At 47.2% G+C, this 20,398-nt stretch carries 17 protein-coding genes; 5 read left to right on the top strand and 12 right to left on the bottom strand.

The features are described 5' to 3' along the window. Positions 1-11: 11 nt before the first annotated feature. The 10 genes from ACJJIS_RS18590 to ACJJIS_RS18545 form a co-directional block, all read right to left on the bottom strand. On the bottom strand, positions 12-1,016 hold the full coding sequence (locus ACJJIS_RS18590; RefSeq protein WP_413664370.1) for a VWA domain-containing protein: 1,005 nt from the start codon (positions 1,014-1,016) through the stop codon (positions 12-14). After that, complete coding sequence (locus tag ACJJIS_RS18585; RefSeq protein ID WP_444914769.1) at positions 1,013-2,095, bottom strand: VWA domain-containing protein; 1,083 nt, start codon at positions 2,093-2,095, stop codon at positions 1,013-1,015. Before ACJJIS_RS18585 ends, ACJJIS_RS18590 begins: the two co-directional genes overlap by 4 nt. Then, the gene (locus tag ACJJIS_RS18580; protein WP_413664371.1) at positions 2,085-3,389 is read right to left on the bottom strand and encodes a hypothetical protein; all 1,305 of its coding nucleotides are present in this window, start codon (positions 3,387-3,389) and stop codon (positions 2,085-2,087) included. Before ACJJIS_RS18580 ends, ACJJIS_RS18585 begins: the two co-directional genes overlap by 11 nt. A 38-nt stretch (positions 3,390-3,427) precedes the next feature. Next, positions 3,428-4,222 (bottom strand): MotA/TolQ/ExbB proton channel family protein, encoded by a 795-nt coding sequence (locus tag ACJJIS_RS18575; protein WP_475708787.1) that lies wholly within the window; start codon positions 4,220-4,222, stop codon positions 3,428-3,430. 24 nt (positions 4,223-4,246) lie between these two features. After that, positions 4,247-4,456 carry a hypothetical protein gene (locus ACJJIS_RS18570; RefSeq protein ID WP_413664372.1) on the bottom strand — a complete coding sequence of 70 codons (210 nt, stop codon included), beginning with the start codon at positions 4,454-4,456 and terminating at the stop codon, positions 4,247-4,249. A 9-nt stretch (positions 4,457-4,465) separates the two neighbouring features. Then, positions 4,466-6,556 (bottom strand): PEGA domain-containing protein, encoded by a 2,091-nt coding sequence (locus ACJJIS_RS18565; RefSeq protein WP_475708786.1) that lies wholly within the window; start codon positions 6,554-6,556, stop codon positions 4,466-4,468. 273 nt (positions 6,557-6,829) lie between these two features. Further along, positions 6,830-8,386, bottom strand: coding sequence for an ABC transporter permease (locus tag ACJJIS_RS18560; RefSeq protein WP_475708785.1), 1,557 nt, complete (start codon positions 8,384-8,386; stop codon positions 6,830-6,832). Between the two features lie 101 nt (positions 8,387-8,487). Further along, the gene (locus ACJJIS_RS18555; RefSeq protein ID WP_413664375.1) at positions 8,488-9,708 is read right to left on the bottom strand and encodes a hypothetical protein; all 1,221 of its coding nucleotides are present in this window, start codon (positions 9,706-9,708) and stop codon (positions 8,488-8,490) included. A 17-nt stretch (positions 9,709-9,725) separates the two neighbouring features. After that, on the bottom strand, positions 9,726-10,517 hold the full coding sequence (locus ACJJIS_RS18550) for a hypothetical protein (RefSeq protein WP_475708784.1): 792 nt from the start codon (positions 10,515-10,517) through the stop codon (positions 9,726-9,728). A gap of 542 nt (positions 10,518-11,059) precedes the next feature. Continuing rightward, positions 11,060-12,358, bottom strand: coding sequence for a hypothetical protein (locus ACJJIS_RS18545; RefSeq protein WP_475708783.1), 1,299 nt, complete (start codon positions 12,356-12,358; stop codon positions 11,060-11,062). Between the two features lie 618 nt (positions 12,359-12,976). On the opposite strand from ACJJIS_RS18545, the gene ACJJIS_RS18540 reads away from it, so the two are divergent. From ACJJIS_RS18540 to ACJJIS_RS18530, 3 genes are all read left to right on the top strand, one after another. After that, positions 12,977-14,041, top strand: coding sequence for a branched-chain amino acid aminotransferase (locus ACJJIS_RS18540; protein ID WP_444895206.1), 1,065 nt, complete (start codon positions 12,977-12,979; stop codon positions 14,039-14,041). A gap of 342 nt (positions 14,042-14,383) precedes the next feature. Beyond that, the gene (locus ACJJIS_RS18535) at positions 14,384-14,986 is read left to right on the top strand and encodes a Yip1 family protein (RefSeq protein ID WP_413664379.1); all 603 of its coding nucleotides are present in this window, start codon (positions 14,384-14,386) and stop codon (positions 14,984-14,986) included. Between the two features lie 76 nt (positions 14,987-15,062). After that, complete coding sequence (locus ACJJIS_RS18530) at positions 15,063-16,091, top strand: alpha/beta hydrolase (protein WP_475708782.1); 1,029 nt, start codon at positions 15,063-15,065, stop codon at positions 16,089-16,091. A 2-nt stretch (positions 16,092-16,093) separates the two neighbouring features. On the opposite strand, the gene ACJJIS_RS18525 is transcribed toward ACJJIS_RS18530, so the two are convergent. Beyond that, on the bottom strand, positions 16,094-16,606 hold the full coding sequence (locus ACJJIS_RS18525; RefSeq protein WP_475708781.1) for a hypothetical protein: 513 nt from the start codon (positions 16,604-16,606) through the stop codon (positions 16,094-16,096). Between the two features lie 219 nt (positions 16,607-16,825). Here ACJJIS_RS18525 and ACJJIS_RS18520 point away from each other — a divergent pair, with 219 nt between their 5' ends. After that, positions 16,826-18,121, top strand: coding sequence for a parallel beta-helix domain-containing protein (locus ACJJIS_RS18520; RefSeq protein ID WP_475708780.1), 1,296 nt, complete (start codon positions 16,826-16,828; stop codon positions 18,119-18,121). Beyond that, a complete protein-coding gene (locus tag ACJJIS_RS18515; protein ID WP_475708779.1) occupies positions 18,111-19,271 on the top strand; it encodes an SO2930 family diheme c-type cytochrome in 1,161 nt (386 codons plus the stop codon). Before ACJJIS_RS18520 ends, ACJJIS_RS18515 begins: the two co-directional genes overlap by 11 nt. Before the next feature lie 101 nt (positions 19,272-19,372). Here ACJJIS_RS18515 and ACJJIS_RS18510 read toward each other — a convergent pair whose 3' ends face one another. Beyond that, positions 19,373-20,080 (bottom strand): TetR/AcrR family transcriptional regulator, encoded by a 708-nt coding sequence (locus tag ACJJIS_RS18510; protein ID WP_282934272.1) that lies wholly within the window; start codon positions 20,078-20,080, stop codon positions 19,373-19,375. Positions 20,081-20,398 lie beyond the last annotated feature (318 nt).

Below are 20,398 nucleotides of genomic sequence, written 5' to 3'. Positions count from 1 at the left end.
GAATCATTTAACTAGCGAAAGTCATTCAACCCCACGAAAGTGCCGCCATTTCGATAGGTGAGTTCGCGCATAAGGGCCGCAAAGCGCAGTCCTGTGGTTTGTAGGTGTGGAGGGCGAGAGAACTGTACAGGGAATCCTACTGCATGGATTCTGATATTTCGTTTTCCCTCACCGTGCTTAGCATTTACCCGTTCGACAGCTAACATAACCCTGCGGATTGATTTTCCGGTGAATTCATCGCCAAGCACATAAATACTGATTTTCTTACTGGGATCATAAAAGCTGCGGACAGCTTTCTGGATACCTTCAACAGGGCTGGAGTTACTAAAAGGATTCCAGGACTTCAACCGCTTTAGTATCGCTTGGCGGCGCCCAGGGGTATCTGGTATCCACTTGTTTCGATAATTGAAGAACATATAGTCCCCCATATCATTCATGACCTGGATACCTTTAACATTGGGATAAAGGTCTAGAGTATTGACCATCTCCGCCATCATTCGGTCCCAGCCGTAATTAAACATACTGCCGGAGGTGTCGATAATGAAGAGTATGTATTCGCTGTCGACAGGGATTCCGCCAATAACATTGTTTTTACGCTGGTAGTTCTCGCCCAGTAGGCGACGCATTTCATCAGTGATGGATTGTAGTGCAATGGTCAGCTCACCTTTGAGTTTGCCATCCTCACTTTGCCCCTCGGTTTTACTGGCAAATTCCGCTTGGAGCGCTTCCAACTCACCGCGCAGGTTGGCAATTCTCTTGCGCTCGATATCGATTTGTTCTCGCTTTGAATTTAGATCCCGGTTGATAACTGTGGTCTCACCACGGATTTCTGCCAGCTGTTGCTGTAGTTCCAATACCTGCCCTTCGAGGTCTACTTCAGCTTCCTCTAATACAATCGGTTCTGCAGTCTTGGCGATCATCAGCAGCAAAACAATTGCGCCAAATCCGCAGCAGATAACATCCAGGAAGGAAATGCTGAACTCCTCCTGGCGACGCTTTTTCTGTGCTCCTATCATGGCCAGTCCCTCGAAGGTGCAAGGAAAGAGCCTTTGCTTTGCATCGCCAGCTTCCAAAATTCACTAGCCGCAAATGGGTCCCCCTCCATAGGGGCAAGAATGACATTGATGGGGATATTCTTGGGGAGCACTTTGACCGCGCGCTTGAATAGACTGCGCCTGTCTCTACCAGAAATAGTGGGTTTTCTGGGCGCACTCATCCCTTGGGTCGGTAACCCATCGGTAATGAGAATAATGTTGTCGGGCAGTGGCGTCATAGCGTTAATAGCGTTAAATACTCTCTCTAGACTGGTACCATTTTCTGGCACTACTTCATCTAGCCCTTTGATAGCCTGGTCCAACTGGTCGCGGTCATCTACATTGAGCCAGCGATCTTCTGTACCGGCTATTGCGGCACGAAAAGAGGTATTAAAAGTATAGATCTGGTATTGGCTATCCCTGGGAAACTGAGCAGTTAGCCAGGAGACTGTGCTGACGGCCCTGCGCCATTTTTCAGTTTTGCGTTTGACCGGTGAAGACATGTTACGGGCGCGTATTATTTTAATAAGCTCGTCGCCGAGCATGGACGCAGATGAATCCAATAGTATCAGGATGCGATTACCGCCTAGGCGCAGGCCGGTGAGGTATTGACGGTCCCCATCACCGACAAATTTACGAACGTTATTTCCCAGCTTTTTATTTTCTTCCTCAAGGTTCTTTTTCGCCTGCTCCAGTTTTTTGAGTTTATCTTGTAGCCTCTTGATATCCTCTTCTTCATCGATACTGTCGATTTCAGCGATATTGCCTTTGGTTTCCTCTATTTTCTCCAAAATGCGCCTGGCAAGCCCTTGAGCCTCAACCAGTTCATCACTAACGACATCCAGAGTATTTCTGGCTTGAACTAAGTGTTCCTGTCCAAATTCCACCTCCTCTTCCAGAAGGTTCACCTCGGCAGTGAGATCTTCAGTCTCTACTTCAACTTGGTGATCGGAGCCGTGTTTGATAATAAGAAAAATTAACGCTACTGCCCCAAAACCACAGGACATGATATCGAGGAAGGACAGGCTAAATGTGGAAAAACGACGCTTTTTACGCCCCATATCGCTCCACGCTAATCGCAGTTATCACATCTTGATAATCTGCAACTCCAATTGTATCGCCGGCGTTGAGATTAACGGGTGACTCAATCTCTTTTCCATTGAGTGTGAGCTGAATTCCAGCATCCACCCGCAAAGCAAGTCTGCCGGCATGATTTGTGACTGTTGCGGCAGGGTGCTCCGGTGGTGTTGGGGTGACTTGAAATTTCTCGTCATGCCAGAAAACGAATAGAGGTTCCTGGGCGGCCAGTGCCTTGTGGCCAAAAAGTAAATGTGTCGCTACGGTTTCTGAGGATTTCTCTACATGCACCTTGACCTCGTTGGGGGGGAGGGCAGTGACAGAGTTGATCAGTTTCAATGTACTGCTATCACTGCGCAATTCTTTCCAGCGATGATTGATGGCATGTGCAATGGAGTCTCTTGAGAGAAGATGTACACGTTGGGCAAGCTGAATTCCCCCTGGAATATCAGCCCAGCGATGGGAGATAAAACTCACACTTTGACTTTCCTCCAGGTTTTCAATCATTGCTCGTATACGGGATAGGAGAGGGGTTGTTGCATCTTGAAGCTGCCGCAGGCTGATCTTTGCTGTTCGATCATCAAGTTCAGCTAGAACTTCTCCGTGACGCATCGCTCGATCAGTCCACTGGGGCATCAAATCATAGAGTTGCTGTTCTGATTCAGCTGAATGGAGAGGGTCAAATCGGCACTGCATAATAAATGCATCGGTAAATACACGAGCCCAGGATTCCTGGAAGTTGTGTAGTCCTGCGTCGGCAACAGTTTCTACCGTTTTCACCGTGGCTTGCTTATCCACAGCAATCTTTGTTACCAGTGTCTGGTGGAGTTGTAGGTCGATATGCAGCTGGATTCCAGCAGGAGCCAAATTACCCAGGCACGCGGTTGCAGCATCAACAATGCCTACGATATTGATATCGCTGACTTTAATAACTCCCAGAAGTAAGGCCAGTTGTTCGTGGGTAAAATTGCCGGGAACAGCGAGAACAATTTCATCGGGAAGGTCACAGTGCTCCGCTATTTCCTGAAGGTGGCAGTAGACCAAGTCGGCATGGTGGCGGCAGCGTTGATTTTCTGACTTTAGCGACTCGAGGCTCAGTCTTCTCCAAAACTGGTTGTTAACCTGAGTCGGATGGCTCCTGGCACGCATTTGAGCTGAGGTACCAATATGAATTTTATTGTGTTCAATAACTGCAATTCCAGGACTTTCCAGTACTTCGTTAGTATTTGAAAATACACGTAATCCGCAGTCATTTATTTCCAGGACGCCTTGTCCCATGGGTTTATTCCTCGCTACGACTTATTCAGGTAAAACCGCTAGCTGATTTTCAGGAAACGCAGTAAGCGGTTGTCACAGTAACTTTGTGTATCCAACACCAGGCGCTCCTGCATGAGTTGTAGCTGGTGAGTGAAAAACATAATGACGATACTAATTACCAGGGCGATAAAGGTAGAGTTAAACGCGACCCCCAGACTTACCGTCACGCCAGCTATATCCCCCTCTACGGCTCTATGCGCCTGTGATAATGCTTCGCCGATACCTCGTACCGTGCCAATAAAGCCGATAGATGGAATAGCCCAGGTAATATAGCGAACCATTGCCAGTTCAGAATCGAGTCTGTCTCCCTCAGTTTCGCAAACCTCTTTTACAGAGTTGGAAACGGCGGCGACATTCTTGGTAGAACCGAATCGCTGCAGGGCGGTGAGTAGTGCCCTGGGAACTAAATATCGTCGTTCCTCTTCAGGAAGGGCTTGTATCGGGCGGGATAAATCACGGGTATCCTCGGGAAGAATAGGAGTTCCCTCGCTGATATTAAGTAGAGCTTTGTCCAGTAATTTTCGCTCGCGAATGCTTCTCTGTGCCTTTAGTCCCATAATGGCCATTGCCCACAACATCAGAACAAAGCAGGCCTCTTGCTCATAGTCGCGCATCACAATGTAGATAGAGCGTTGTTGAACGTAGGTTTCCCCAGCGGCCTCCCTCGCCAGTTGCTCCTCAATTAGCGTATCTGCATTAGGGCGAATAATGGCGACATAAATCGCATGGACCAAAATAATAGACCCCAGAAGAGCAAAGACCTGGAAGACAAAATCTGATGATTTAAATTTCATGGCGATACTCGCTAGAAGCTATTTCTATATATCTACGGGAAAGGAAACTGATAAGTCTTCGGAGATTTCTTCCGAGGCTTTATAGTCATCTGAATTACTTTTATTCCTAGTTATTGGTGCTTCTTTTTTGGGGATTACTGCCGCTGTTTGTTGGTTCTCCTCCGGCTTGTTTTCATCTTCTGCGTACGCGAAGTTGATAAATAGAAGCAGTAAAGTTAGTAATAAAAATTTCACACTAGTCTCCTAATTCACCCAGCGGGCAAGGCGAAAGCCAATATCATTACGAGCGGATTCTCCGTAATCACGGTAGGAGAGGCGTAACTCAGTCAACCCCGAATGACGCCAACTGGAACCGCGGATTACATGGAAGTCCCCATCCTCTGGACCGACAGGGTTTTCTTCGATACGTCGGGATAACCCGGTCCCTATCGTGTATAGATCGTGAATCCATTCAGAGACATTTCCACCTAAGTCATAAATACCAAAAGCATTAGGACTGTAGCTACCTACCGGTGAGGTAGCTGCGTAACGATCACTGTAGGTGCGAAGGACTGCAGGAACTAGTTTTGTGGCAGTAGTATCTGCGTAGTTTCCGGAATTGCTCTTTATTGGTAGCTCATTTCCCCAAGGGAATTTTTTCATGGTGCCCTGATCGTATCGTGCGACCCAGGCCCATTCGGCTTCAGTCGGTAAACGATAACCGTTGGCTGCGCCATCAAAGCCGACAACACGCCCGGCTTCCGTCAAATAGACCGGTGTGAGACCGTCTTTTTCACTGAGCCAGTTGCAAAATAGTACTGCCTCTACCCAACTGACATTTACAACTGGCAGATTGTCATTGTCGAGACTGACACCATTGACATGGCTTGAGGTATGCAGGCGCTTGAAACGCCGATATTCCCGGTTGGTAACTTCAGTGGTGCCAATATAGAAAGGCCGATTTAGAGATACCTGACGCATAACCTCGTTTGCCCGCCGCCCCTGTTCTCGCCGGGATGATCCCATGGTAAATACGGCGTTGGGGCGCATGAGTTTCATGGTGCCGCCAGCTGCGTGACGCAAAGTTGAGGGGGTTTCTCTCCAGCGCGCTTGTTCGGATGTAAGCAGTACCGCCCTGACAGTTTGCTCCAGTTTGGTGCTGGGAATGACACGAGTGTCAAATTCCTGGTAGCCCTGTTTGCGTACGACAATGTTATGGCTGCGAGCTGGTAGGTTAAAAGTTTGTCCACTGTTCCCGGCGTATTGACCATCAATGTAAACTTCCGCATCTGGAGGGACGCTACTGACGTGAACCCTGCCGTACACAGCATTTAGGTTTATATTCAGGTCCCGCTGTGTTCCAGCACCGAGGTCAACTGTGTGCTCAATAGAGGCGTAGCCATCCTTGAAGAAGCGAAGTCTATGTCTGTGGCCGGAGGCCAATTCCAGTTCCAGTGGGGTATGACCGCGAAACTCTCCGTTGACTGTCACTCCCGCTCCCTCTGGGGTGGTAACAACGCGTAAAAGTCCATCAGCGGGTCCCAGGCTGACGGTTGCAAGCGTTTGATCGACACCGGCTGTAACAGCGACAGGAATATCGACAGTTTTATGTTCCGGCAGTGAAATGGATACGGTTCTGTCGCCCTGAACTAATTCAGTGGTCAGTGGTGTTCTGCCGAGAACTTTTCCTTCAACCGTGACCGTGGCCCCGGGAGGGTTGCTGCTGACGGTGATATTGGCCCAGGCCGGTCGAAGCGCGGTCTCCAGTGTGTGGGTATTGTCTAGCCCCTCAACATTGATTTCACGGGTGAACGGCAAGTACCGGTCTGATAGGACAGTCACACGCATAGGACCTGCGTTGATTGCCTCCACAAGACCATTTTTATTGGGTACTTCCCGTCCATTAATAAGGATTTTTACTGGTACAGGGGGCGTTGTTTTAACCTGTAGGTGGCCTGGAAGTTTTTCCAGGGAAACGGAGTGGCGACTGTGCCCGTCACGTTTTACTTCGACTTCGCCACTCTGGGGCAAATAGCCGTCAGCACTGATCGTGAATTGATAATTACCAGGTAAAACCAAATGTCCATCGCCCAGAGGGATGGCGAACCCACTGACTTTGATGCGGGCATCAACCGGGTTGGTATCAAAGATTAATGACCGCGCCATAATCAGATAGCTGAGTGCAAAAGTAGCGAGTAAAAGGCAACCTGCGACAATCAATGCTCGCTTAGAAAGAAAGAGTCGCGCGCGGGTAGATTTTATTTGTACAGGGGTGAATCCAACTGGCTCAATCAGGCTTTGTTCCTGAACTGGCGGCTTCTCATCCTGGACAGGTACTGCTTCCTTCACTGTCATTTATGTTTCCCTATTGCTGGTACTTATAGATTTTTCGCAATGGCATTGGTTTGGCACGCATAGCTTTATGCTCAGTCAGCCTGACCAAAGGTGGGTACACAATTTTCTATCTGCAGAAAGCTTAGCTTGCTGGCGTAATCTGCATGGGGATTTATAGGGTGTTTGTCACAGAACACCTCGTTTCGCTCAGCTCAACGAGGTGTCTGTTGTCATCGCAGCTCATTACGGAAAATCTTATTTTTAGAGTTTATGCTGCTGTCTGGGTTCTCTCATTTAACTATTATTGGCACCGTTTATTCTTTCGGCACATTGGATAACAACTTCCGTTGTGGGCTTACCTGGTTTTACAACAAACTCTTGGCGAACGTCTCGGTAACCTTCTCTGGTACCAATGGCGATATAGCGCCCAGGTTTCAGCGCGATTTCCCGTTGGTCAAAATTACCTAATTTCCCTACATGGTAAATGGTGACACTGGTGGTTCGATCTGACTTGAATTTAACCGGTAAGGGGATCAGGGCTTGTGTTAGGGCATTTTCAAGGTCTTCAATTTGTCTTTGCAGCCTTGGGGTTTTAGTATTGAGTTTGCGAGCGTCTGTTAGTACTTGTCGGGCAAAATAGTTCCTTTTACCTTCGCCAAGGGTTAATGGATCTTGAATTAAGTCTTTTAACTGGTCATCCAGTTTTGCTCTGGCAGCAGCTCTAGCCTTGCCTGTTATTGCGTCCACCAGGCTAGAGTCCTTCTTGACCAGATCTGTATAACTTTTTAGGGCTCTGTGCCATTCTTCCTTGGTTTCTTCCATGCGGGCTTGTTGGAGGAGTTTTTCTATCTGCACTCTGTCAGCTTCATTTTGTGCTTGTGCTAAGCCGATATCGGGGGCTTTTGCTGTTGGCTTTAAGTTCTTTGCTCGATGAAAATAGGATTTTGCCGATTCAAATTTTTCTTCGGCAATTGCACCGTAGCCAGATGACATCGCGCTTTGATAATCCCTTTCTGTAATTGCACCCTCAACCTTTGCTAATAGATCCTGAGCATCGGCTGTTTCTGAGTCGATCGCGAGAGATTTCTTGAGCTGTTCCTGGGCCAAATCCAATTTGGCCTGTTTAAATGCCTTTGTTCCTTGAGTTAAGTGCCACCAAGCGAGGGGGAGTTTGTCGGCTCGCTCAATACCCTTAAGGCCTCTGGGATGGTTATTGGATATGGTTAATACCATCTTGAAAGCATCGCTGGCGGAATCCTTATCTCCCTGACTCAGAGCTCGATTACCTTCACTAATATGCGTTTCAATACGCTCGGGAATACTATCTTTCAGGTACTCTAATGCCTGGAGTGATTCCCGGTATTTTTCGAGCGCTGCCATAAAATTTCGTTTGCGATAAATTTCATCAGCTTTTAGAGCCAAGTCTTCAGCAGAATAGAATTCTTCAAAAGCCCATACTTCTACCTTTCGATCTTTGAGCTCTTCTTTGATTTCAAGAATTTCCTGGAGAACCTTTTGAACCTCCCTGCGCTGCTGCATTATTTCTGCATCGCTATAAGGAGATTTTTGGTTGCTCTCCACAGGTGCGCTGTTTCCAGGCTGTACGGAGACAATTGTATCGGCTGAACGCTTTGGTGGTTTTACAACTTGAGGAAGCCCCCAAAATACACCGACCAGTGCGCTTACCATTATCACCCCAAGAACGGCGGGCCAGTAGGACCTTTGCTCCCGTTGATGAATAGCGTTGGCAGTCGTTGACTTAGGGGATTTAGAGCTTTCCTCTCCGCCGAATGTGAATTCTGCGGGCTCTATATGAACTGTATCTTCCTTGGAGTTATCGCGGTGCTGCATAGTGATTCCGCCGTGTTATTCAGTGACCCAGTGAAGATGTTGGGTATTCAGTAATAACTAATCACAATGATTAGCGTGCTTTTGGGTACCTCTAACGTGATTTAAATGCTGTTACTGACTGCGCCAGTTTCGGCTTCATAGATTTCCTTTAGAATTTCCCGCCATTGCCGATACTGATTTTCTACAGTACCTGTGAGGGTAATAGTGCGATCTTCCAGCTCAACAATTTGCGGTTCTACCTCTGCCTCGATGGAGTCTCCTAATTCCTGCAGAGCTTCCAAATGCATCTTGGCATCGGATTTTCGGTCAAATGCACTTTTAACAAGATAGCCCCCGGCACCGATTCCAACCTGCCCAGCTGCCTGGGCGCTTCCAGTACCAGCGCCAGCAGCTGCGATACCTCCAATAATGGCTGCTGCTCCCATAATTGTGTGATTGCGGGCTTTGCGCTTTAACTCTCGCATCTCCCTTACTTCTTCATAGCTGCGGGCTCGCCACTCCTGATAGGGAACTTCCATACTTTTGGCGAAGGTGCCGTAGTACTCCTGCAGAGTGTCGACAAACAGATAATCCCTTTCCCGTATTTTTCTTACCCTCTGCAACATGGGGTCATTCTCTGCGGGTAAAGCACTTAAAAAATAGACACCCTCAGCACTTTGAGTTAAATAGCGATTGAATGCCTGGGGAGAAAAATCCCGTGCAAACCGCATCTCAGAAATTGTGCGCAGCTCTACGATTTGCTGATTTGAAAGCTTTTGTCGGTAATTCAGCATATCGTTAGCAATACGGTTATAGATTCCCTGAAAAGCATCTCCTTCAGTAGGGTGCTTTCGGTCGTAGGCATAGTGGGATGCGTTCTCTGAATACTGCTTGGTAAACCACAACTGCCCCCGGGAATCGGATACGGTGATTTCCACCGTCAGCTTTTCTCCATCAGATTGCAAAATACGCCCGGATACGGTCACATCAATATTGGTGCGGCTCGATGGAATAACCCTTACAGCTCCCCACCCCAGGCTGGACTGCAATGAATCGGCAAGGGTGACAGCCATATAGCGGGATTCAGCTTGACGAAGCTCGGGAAAAACAAGCTCATCTTCATCTGCTTGTGCTGTATCGAGACCTGGATTGAATTGAATAACGCCGACATCCAGCAGTCTCTCTTCGGGAACATTGTTATCTTCGATTGTTAGCGGAGTAAATGCGGTAGTTCTGACTTCGGTAGTGGTACAACCATTGATAACAACAAGAGTTAGTAAAAATGCTGCGACTCTTGTTATGAACTGATACTTAACCGGTCGGGTTTTTTGGTTGGTCGACATATCGGCGTTCTCCAAGACTACTGCGTTGCACTTTTATACTTGCGATACTCTTCCCAAAGCTTTTCGCGCAATTCGGGGTCAGTCTCGCGTGTGGCAGCTTCACGAATCTGTCGAGCTACGACGTCATCATCTGTACCACTGGGTATATCGGCAGGCACAACTGCCTGTGAACCACCGTGATTAAAATCACCTTTACGTCCAGAGGCGGGCAGTCCGGGACCGGTTATTTGTCCACTGGAGTTATTATTTTTGGGGCCGTTACCTGATGTTGGGCCTGCATTGGGGGGAGGTGGAATTTCGGCTTCTGCAGATTGAATTAAGTCTTCTAGGGATTCCCCTGCTGGTGGTGCCTCATCCATCGCCTCTTCTTTATTTTCATCGGAGGCTGACCCCGGTCTGTTTCTTACAAAGTCACGCTCCCGCAAAATCATGCCGTCATAGCTGACCATAGTGGATTCAAACTGGCCCTCAAGTTCTGCAACGCGATCTGCCGATGAAGTGGGAGCTTCATTGGGGGCACTGCCGGAACGTGGCGAACCACCGCCGGGTTGCCCAGAAGCTGAACTGCTGGCAGGCGCGCCGCTGGCCGCTGAGTTACTACTGGATGAGCTGCTGCTAGAAGCTGAGCTACTAGATGATGCGCTGGAAGACGAAGATGATTGCTCCTCCTCAGAAAAATCAATTTCTTCGGGAGGCGTTCCATCTTCACCAGACGAAGGATCAGTAGGTTTCTCTCCATTTTGGCTGGTTTGTTCGGGATCCGTATAAATTGGTGACGATGGATCATTTGAACCGTTTGGGTCCGGCATTTGATCCCCAGGTGAACTTTGATCCCTCGACTCTGATCCGCGACTTCCACTACTGGAGGACTGGCTCTGTTCTGATCTCGCTGTAGGCATATTCGCACTGGGCTGGCTGGAAGAGCTGCTACTAGGCTGCCCACTGCTCGAAGCCGTTGATTGGCCAGATCTTTGCGAACTACTGCTGCTACTAGATTGCGATTGCGATTGTGATTGCGATGCAGAACTGGAAGATGAACTGGAGGATGGTAGAGATGGCATTGCTGGTGGCTGTGACTGAGTTTGTTGGCTCTTGCACCCACCGGTTAAGATCGCCGCCAAAGCAATTGGTACCAGTACATTTGACAAACAGCTGTGGCGGTGAATTTTTTCTACCGCTGCTCGAGGTGTCATCTCTTTCTCTCCTAGACTGTTTGCCGGTGTGACCGCGTGAGACACATGAAGTGTTTTTCCGGTACTAGCAAATGCTCAATGTGGAACTTTAAAAATAGTTGTTATTTGATTATTTGCGTAGATTCCACATCGAGCTGGTGTCAGTGGTGATAGGTTTCTCAGTCGAATATAAAGCGTTGCACAATTCCGCGGGTTTCCACCGCCTCTCCATCTTCAAACCTTGGTCTGAATTTAGCGCGTTTTAGAATGTTTCTAACTTTTGAGCGGATCTTCACTTTATCTGAAGGGTAAGCCCTGAGTATTTTTATATTCCTCGCCTTGCCAAAAGCCGTGACATCATAGGAGACCGTAATCCGGGAATTGGCTAGGGCTTTGCTGTCCGACTCCAAAACGGGGAGTGCGGGTAAAGCCACAGGTCGTCCAAATATGTCCTCAATTTCATCGTTAGAGGCACCGTTATCCCAAAGTGCCTTGTAGGCCTTGCCGTAGGTTTGGCGTGCGGAGTGCCACTTGTTAAACATCATGTACCAGTCGCCGAGTTCAACTTTGGCTTTGGCTGAGGCTGCCGGGGGGGACTTGGGGTTTCTTTGGTAGACATCAACGATACGGGTAATGGCTTTTTTCCCGGTGTTAAAACTCTTCATCCGGTAGTGATCTAATTTGGTTCGCTGATGTGAGTCGGGGCCACTACCACCAAAGCTGGCGTTAACAAAAACTGGAGAGTTGGGTTCACCCTTATAGGTGGCCAGATAATAGTTAGTTGCTTTTAATCCGCGCAGGGCATCAATAAGGCGAAGGTCGGTGGAGCCAAAGTTTTTTGTAATAATATCTACCGCCAAACTGTAAAGATTGGTTGCACTAATTAGATGCTCAAATAGCGTGTCCCCTTTTTCCTCCACATAAGCCTGTAAATGCCAACGACTCAAGTTGTTGATTACTGGCAGCATACGGGGGTCTTTTTCGCCGTAATTTTTCTGGTAGAGCCAGTAGAGGTACTGCTGGTTGTCGTTAGCTTCTTCCCACTGATTGAGCGCTATTTGACTCTCGATCAAGCGCTTGATCATAGGGATTTGGCTTAGTGAATAGAGCCCCTCATTGACTCTGCTAATCAGCATTGCACGACGAAATTCAGTGACAGCCTGCTCATGATCGCCAGCTTTCTGTAATGCGGTGGCCAGCCCCAAAAGCTGTTCATCAATACCGGCGCCATAAGCACCATATTGGGCTTCGAGCTCCTCTATACGTTCACGGTAATTTTCTACAGCCTCGGAGGGCCTTAGCTGTCGAGGTGTTTTCTTGAGTGGTTTCGAGGCGGCTTCAATAAAGGCTTTTGGAGGTGCATTAGTTTGGACTGCCACAGGTGCGCCATCGTCGGCCAGGGCGCCATTACACAGCAGTGCTGTGGCTGTAAACATCAAGCCGATAGCAAAGGAATTGCTGGTATCTATCTGTGTCACGATTGAACCACTTCCGTTTCATATTTGGCTTCACCGAATACCAAACAGCTGAGGTTGGAACCTGCACCTGTCAGTTTTCGGGTCTTATTTCCGCTCGCCCACTGCAACAGCGAATACGGCGGAAGTTCTCTCCTGAATGTGGTTCTCTCGACCCTGAGCGCATTGAGGGGGTATCCTCAAGCTCACAGTGACGGCGCGACTGGATGCTTATAAATGCCTGCCTGGCCGCGTATTAGTCAGTATAGCTAGCACTATGTGCCAAGAAGGAAGCTGCGGCGGGTACTTCAGCCACTTAATGCCCATTGCGCCAGCATGCCTGTGACCACCCTTTTGGTTTAGCAGTTGGGAGTGCAAATTAGGGGTGAGGGACTGTAAGTAGATGCCAAAAATTTGTTGATTACGTCCGATATCGCGACTTGGCAGCGAAGTGTAGCGAGTGGCTTGGTTGGCGCTGGTGCCACATCAGGATGGCGGAAGCTAAATAGGTGGATCATCGTCCTAACAAGTATGCTGAATTTGGGGTTAGATTACTGCTGTTGCTGTATCAGAGGTTGATCTATTTGGATTGCAGCGTAACAAGCGCCATAATCAGCTGATTCGAATTCAGAGGAGAGCTCAGTGAGTATCTATATCGATCCAGAGATCGCGGTAAGCCTTCGGGGCTATGAAGCACCCGAGAAGCTGGGCTTTGGAACCGCCATGGCCCCAGTAATGTTTCGCGCCATTTGGCAGGATGGTTGCTGGAGTAGTGGAGAGTTGATCCCCTATGCGCCTCTGACCGTCGACCCTGCTGCTAAGGTACTTCACTACGCGCAGTCATGCTTTGAAGGAATGAAGGCCTATCGAACTTCCGAGGGGGGAGCTGCACTGTTCCGGCCCGAAATGAATGCTGCACGAATGGCATATTCAGCGAAGCGCTTATGTATGCCTCCGGTTCCTGAGTCCCTGTTCCTGGATGGCGTTCGTGTTGTGACTGCTTACTGCGCTGGCCTGCTCCCGAGCAACAGCGGTGAGTCCCTGTACCTGCGTCCTTTCCTAATGGGAACCCAGCCGGACCTAACGGTTTCAGCCAGTAATGCCTATGAATTTTATGTAATAGCTAGTCCCTCGGAAGCCTACCATTCCGGCAATATGCGTTTGTGGGTTGAGAGAGAAGATGCTCGAGCTGCAGTAGGGGGAACTGGGGATGCTAAAGTTGGCGGAAATTATGCCAGTTCTCTACTTAGTATCGGCCGCCTTAAAGAGCGAGGTTATGATCAGTCGCTTTGGTTGAGCCCCTCTAATCGGCAGAGTATCGATGAGCTGTCAGGGATGAATTTTTTTGCGGTCATTGATGGCGCTATATATACCCCAGCGTTGAACGGCTCAATTCTCGAAGGCATCACCCGATATTCTCTGATCCAGCTTGCGGAGGGATTGGGGTACAAGGTTGTTGAGCGGGCGATCCCCATTGATGAACTGTTAGAACAGGTAGCTTCTGGAGACTGTAGCGAAGCTTTTGCTTGTGGTACTGCTGCAATAATCAGTCCTATCAGCGTAATCGGTGATGGCGATAAGGAGTACGAACTAGCCGATGCCCCAGGTCCTGTTGCAGAGCGTTTGCGACAAGCACTGCTGGATATTCAGGAGGGGCGTTCTGAGGATGCTTACGGGTGGATGCACTCTGTTGAGCCTGTAGTTTAAGTACTAAATCTTCGTACCCGGGCAGTTTCCAAGGCTGCCTGGGTCTAGTAACCAGCTTTTCCCCACCGTAAATCCTGCTTTATCCTTCGCGGGTTTTTTTGTAGCAGTGTTTTCTATTTACTTGTTTCCAAGCGAAACGCTCGCGTAAATATTCCCGCCAATTTAATTGAGTTTGTTGACTTGTGCGACCTTAACACCTAAAAGTGAAGGGGTTAAATAAGAAATAAATTGGAGCTTGAGAGTGGCCTGATTGCGGTACACCTCATTTTGACAAGCAGTTCCAAGATCAATTTGAGCTAATAGGTCTCGCTTATAGTTCCTTGCACAGTCGAGGATAACGAGATGTTGACCCATATGCTTGGCCTTATGCTGCAACCACGTAGACAGTGGCAGCTTATTGGCAGTCTCTCTGAACGTAATCTGCGTAGACAGGTTCCTTATGTCATCGTTCTGGCATTACTTCCTGCAGCTGCTTGGTATTTTGGCACGACACAAGTTGGCTGGACGATTGGCACTGGTGCCCCGGTGAGAATTACGGGACAAAGTGCTTTGGAATTGGTCGCCGTATTTTATTGCACAATGGTTTTGGCTGTTACTGCTATTGGTTATTTTATCCATTGGATGGCCAAGACTTACGGAGCTGAAACTCACCCCCTTAAAGGCGTTGTTGTAGCGGGTTTCACTGCCACGCCTATTTTTATTGTGGGTATTGCAGGGATTTACCCTGTGTTGTGGCTGGACATACTGCTCGCAACTCTGGCGGTTGCTTACGCCGTCTATCTGCTTTATTTGGGAATTCCTATTGTGATGGGTGTTTCTGAAGAGCGTGGCTTCCTTTTTGCCAGTGCAATTATTACGGTGTCACTCGTCATGGCAGTCATTGTTATGGTTGCTACAGTTCTATTCTGGAGCTATGTATCCGCACCGGTCTTTTACTCCTCTTGAGTAGTTTGGGCTCCTAGCTATCACTAGATGAAATGTCGTTTCAGGCATTTTCGCCAGGCGATTTAGGGCTGTTGTTGTGGTGGGGATACAAGCTATCGACGTCGTACCCGGTGAAGGGGCTCATATTCACGGGTACGGCGAAGTCTCTTCTATCCTGGCTGTAACGACAATGCGTAAAGTAAATGACCGCCTTTCGGGGTTTCTTGAAGAATTCAACAGCTCTATGAAAGAGCTCTACTCAAAGGGCTTTGAGTTCAACCCCATCAATGTTCGGGAATCGACCACAAAGTTTATAGATAAGTATGTCACTGATATTCCAGATGTTGCCTCGGTACGAGATGGCATTATCTATGCCTCTGCATATGACGTACCTGTAAGAGTCTTTGTCCCCTATCCCGATGAAGTTCTACCTGTTCTTGTCTATTTTCATGGCGGTGGCCATGTAGCTGGAAACGTTTATTCATTTGACCCGATTTGCAGAAAGATTGCCCGGGAGACTCGACATATTGTTGTTGCGCCTGAGTACCGGTTGGCCCCTGAGAACCGCTATCCGAGCGCAGTAACAGATTGCTATGCTGCAGTTATTGGGGTTTGGGCGGCACTGGATAGATTGGGCCTATATTATCAACCGAGTTTGTCTGTCGCTGGGGACTCTGCAGGTGGCGCTCTGGCCGCCACAATGTCTCACCTGGCTCAATTTGACTACAGCGTTAAGATTAAAAAGCAGGTTTTAATTTATCCGGTTCTCGATTACACCATGCATTTACGGTCCCATGAAGAGAATGCGGTAGGCTATTTTTTAGAGGCACGAAAATCAATTTGGTACTTGGGGCAATATTTTGCTGAGGGGCAGTGTAGAAAAAAAGCATCCCCTCTTTTTATGGATTTTACGGCAGCTCTTCCTGAAACCTTAGTTTTTACCGTGGAGTTTTGCCCGCACCGGGATACTGGGGATATTTACTACCGGAAAGTGGAAGAGGTGGGTGTTAGGTCTGAAAATGTTCATTTTTCCGATATGATTCATCCATTTTTGATTCTTGAAGATTTAGTGAAAGGGGAGTGCGCAAAAGTTTATGCCGGCATGAATAGTTTCCTGAATGACTAAACTTACGGCGTTCCTTTTGTAATTGAGTACTGGTAAGATAATTTATACCCGTTATCAAACTCTAGTATTTCTTCTGAATTTATTGATCTTTCGATCACTATCTCCGCTATTGATTTAATAACTTGTTTAGGTTCTGCGTCCATGCAATGTATGCTCATGGAGTTAATGGCTATGTCAGCGCTAATTACTCGGTGTTCAACAACCTGAATGAGCAGCTGCTTATCACTTTGGTAGAGCTTGAAACCAGGCCCCTCCGTCATCCATTTTTTGTACTTTGTAGCGCCCCACGGGCCTTTGCACTTTATTGCTTGATATTGAGTTGATGATATTTTGATATAGATAGGCTCGCTTCCTTTGATATCTGTACTTTTATCGATAGGTTGTTCTGTGTAGAGGTTTGATCCATTAGGAGCAGAGATCTGTATCGCTATCATTTCGGCAGCAGCGTCAAGTGAGCAGAATACGTAAATAAGAAAACACAAAAACTGACATTTTTTAATTGAAGTGCTGGCCATCTTGATTTCAATAAGTGGTTTTTGTTTTTGAGAGTATGGCGCTTAAATGAATTTCTAGGGTTGTCTTCTGTACTAATAATAGCGCCTTGATAACGAGGTGTTGGTTGGATAGTATCAAAGTGTGTATTTAGTCCTGTTTTCACCTTTAAATTGGTACAGTAGTGCCAATTTGAGGTTTGAGTAGCTCAATTGACAATAATTTATATAAAAGGTGTGGCTATGAAGACTTTAGCGAATATGGGAGTAATTCTGGCTTTAATAGTACCCGTTGGATGTTCTGAACGGCCTGAATCCAGAGTTGAGGACAGTTCCAGTAAGGTTGATTTTCAAAAGCAACTACTAAAAAAACTGATATCCGCAAAGACTGGTGATGTTATTACTATTCCTGAGGGTAAATTCCATATCAATCGTAGTTTATCCCTGAATACTGATGGGGTAACGCTACGTGGAGCTGGCATGGATAAATCTGTCCTCTCCTTTGAGGGGCAAATTCAGGGTGCTGAGGGGATATTAGTTAATGCCAGTAACTTTACTATTGAGGGGTTGGCTATTGAGGATACCATAGGCGATGCCCTGAAAATTAATGAGGGCAAAAACATTATCATCAGGGATGTTCGTGTTGAATGGACCAATGGTCCGTCTACCCAAAATGGTGCCTATGGTATTTATCCTGTACAGACTGAAAATACTTTAATCGATGGTGTGGTAGCCATTGGCGCTTCAGATGCAGGGATTTATGTCGGTCAGTCGCGGAATGTTATTGTTCGCAATAGCCGCGCAGAATTTAATGTGGCGGGTATTGAGGTCGAGAATACGATCGGTGCAGATGTTTACAACAATATTGCTGTGAATAACACTGGGGGAATTCTTGTTTTTAATATGCCTAATCTTCCGCAGCCAGGGCACAGTACACGTATCTACAATAACCAGATAAAGAATAATAATACTGGAAATTTTGGTCATGAGGGCACGCCGGTTGCTGCCGTGCCAGCAGGATCTGGGGTGGTTATTAACTCGAATGATCGGGTGGAGATTTTTGAAAATGATATTTCTGATAATGATACTGCTAACATATTGATCAGCAGCTATTTTACGGCTGGATACTATAGTGATAAGTCTACGCAGTCTGATTTTGACCCATACCCAGAGGGGATCTATATCTATGCCAATAACTTTTCTGGCGGTGGTACATCGCCAGATCATCTTAAGTTAAAAGCTCTGAAGTTAGCTATGTTTGGAATATCAGGTGCATTGCCGGATATTCTTTGGGATGGAGTGGTTGATCAAAGTAAACTGGTGGATGGTCAAATACCTGAAGCATTAAAGTTATGTATTGATAACGAGCCTGCAGGAATTCTCAATATAGATTTTGGAAATGAGTATAAGAATATATCCACGGATATAGAACCTCATCAGTGTCATTTGGAAAAGCTTGCCAAAGTAGTTTTAGACTTTGATTCAAAGCAGGAAAATGAAGACCATTTGGCAGTGATAGAGGTAGCTAATGAAGAATAATAATCAAATAAGTAGGAAGCTTATCTACTCTATTTGGAGTCTTATATTATTGGTTGGCCTTGCAGGGTGTGAATCATACAAAAAGGATGTTCATTTATTTCCAGTAGAAGAGGTACCCGAAAAACTCAGTGCATGGAATTTATTGAGGCTGGAGAAAGGTGTGCTCTTCCCTGCGGAAAGAGCATTACCTTACGATTTAAATACGGGGTTATTTACCGATTATGCTCATAAGTTCAGAACTGTCTGGCTGCCTGAGGGGGCTTTTGCAACCTACGGAGAAGAACAGTTTAATTACCCTGTCGGAACTATCCTAAGCAAGACATTTTACTATCCACAGGAGAGTAGTGGTGTAGTTCGTCGTACCGATGACTTCTCTGCGGATTATGTTGAGGGGAGCTTTGGGCAGGCACTTGATTTAAATCGTGTCCGTCTCGTTGAGACACGGCTTTTAATACGCAGGCAGGAAAATTGGCAGGCGCTGCCCTATGTCTGGAATAAAGAGCAGACTGAGGCAACTCTTGAGATTGCTGGAGATGTGAAAAGTTTTCAGTTGGTTAGCCTGAACGGACAGCAGGAAAACCTTAGTTATGTAGTACCTGACGCCAATCAATGTGCTGGTTGTCATGCAGAAAAGTTTACTGAAAAAGCCATTTCTCCTCTCGGCCCTAAGGCTCGACATCTGAATAAAGACTTTCCCTACCGTAGTGGAGTAGAAAATCAATTGCTGTTTTGGCAAAAGGCCGGCTATTTACGTGGACTGCCTGATCTGAAAAGTTTGCCGAGAAATGCCAATATTTACGATGCGACTGTGTCGCTGGAAGATCGCGCCAGGGCATATTTGGATATCAATTGTGGCCACTGCCACAATCCCACTGGGCCGGCAGATACCTCAGGGCTTATGTTGCATCATAGCGAAACTGATTGGCGCAAACTTGGGCTATGTAAACCGCCTATTGCTGCGGGTACAGGCAGTGGAGGGCATTTATTCGCAATAGTACCGGGAGAGCCTGAAAATTCTATTTTGAATTTTCGTGTAGAGTCTACCGCGCCTGGGGCCATGATGCCTGAATTAGGTAGAAGCGTGGTGCATACAGAGGGCGTTGAATTACTAAAGCAGTGGGTAAGCTCCCTACCGGGAAGCTGCACTTAATCTTTATTGGAAGCTATCTGGAAAGAGCTATGTGAAGAGGAGTTGGGTATGGAGGGGACAACTCCATACCCGTTTCCTGGAGACGAGTAATTCAGAAAGATTCAGCCGTATGCTGCAGTTTCAGCAACAACTGTTGCCGCTGGAATTAATCCGTTGATCATCAAGGTGACGGTGCGTTCCAACAGCGGTGAGTCGATAGCAATAGCACCACTCAAAATTTCATACTCAAGGTTCAGGATCGTACCGTGAGCAATTTGTGCAGCCGCTTCAGAATCCGCTAGACCCAGTAATTGGAAGAATTCCTTAATCATTGACTCTCTGGCGTGATTGGCCATCCGCACCGCGCGGGTCAGCTGCTCATTGCGAAGCGCTTCATTGCGGAATGCCAGTTCAACCAATCTGCGATCCCGGTCTTCAGCCTGGGTGCGAACATGAGTAAGAATAAAACGGGTCAATTGTTGAATCAGCAGTTTACGACTGCTATGTGATGCCCGTTCCTGTGCGGATAAATTACGTGCCGCACTAAAACTCTCTTCATGCAGTTGGCGTGTAGCCTCGAGTCCCTGCTCAACAAAATAAGTAAATGAATCGCTGATCAGGTCATTCAGGTCTTTGAAATAATAAGTAGTAGCCGCGAGAGGAACGTTAGCTTCGCGGGCGACTGCACGGTGCCTGATGCCGCGGATACCTTCTTTAACGATCAGTCTCAGGGTGGCCTCTAGAATCGCCTTGCGCCGCAGACGGCTATCTGCGCGTTGGGCCCGGCGGCCGTGGTAGACCAATTCAGACTTTCCAGTGTCTACAGTCATAGCATTATCCCTGTCTTATTGCGTTGGCGCCGATAGCAAGGTGAAGCTGGTCGGCCGTGCCATTCTAGCCAAACAAAATTAAAAAAAGGGAATAATGCTATTACATTCGATTACACGAATATTGCACTGGTACAGCGCAATAAATGTAAAAAAGTGGGGATTTGATGATGTATCTCATCATACTGAAAAAGTGAAAGATGAAAAATCCGCAAGATACAGATTAGTGAGGAGGTTCACATTTTGGCTTTTGGTGAAAAAATTAAGTTCTGCAATCGATTGGCAGGATAAATAGCCATTCAATTGCAGAATTAAATTGGT

It is taken from the genome of Microbulbifer maximicatervae (SeqCode) (assembly GCF_056231245.1).
The sequence above is the reverse complement of the archived record's forward strand: the minus strand, read 5'-3'. Positions and strand labels throughout refer to the sequence as shown.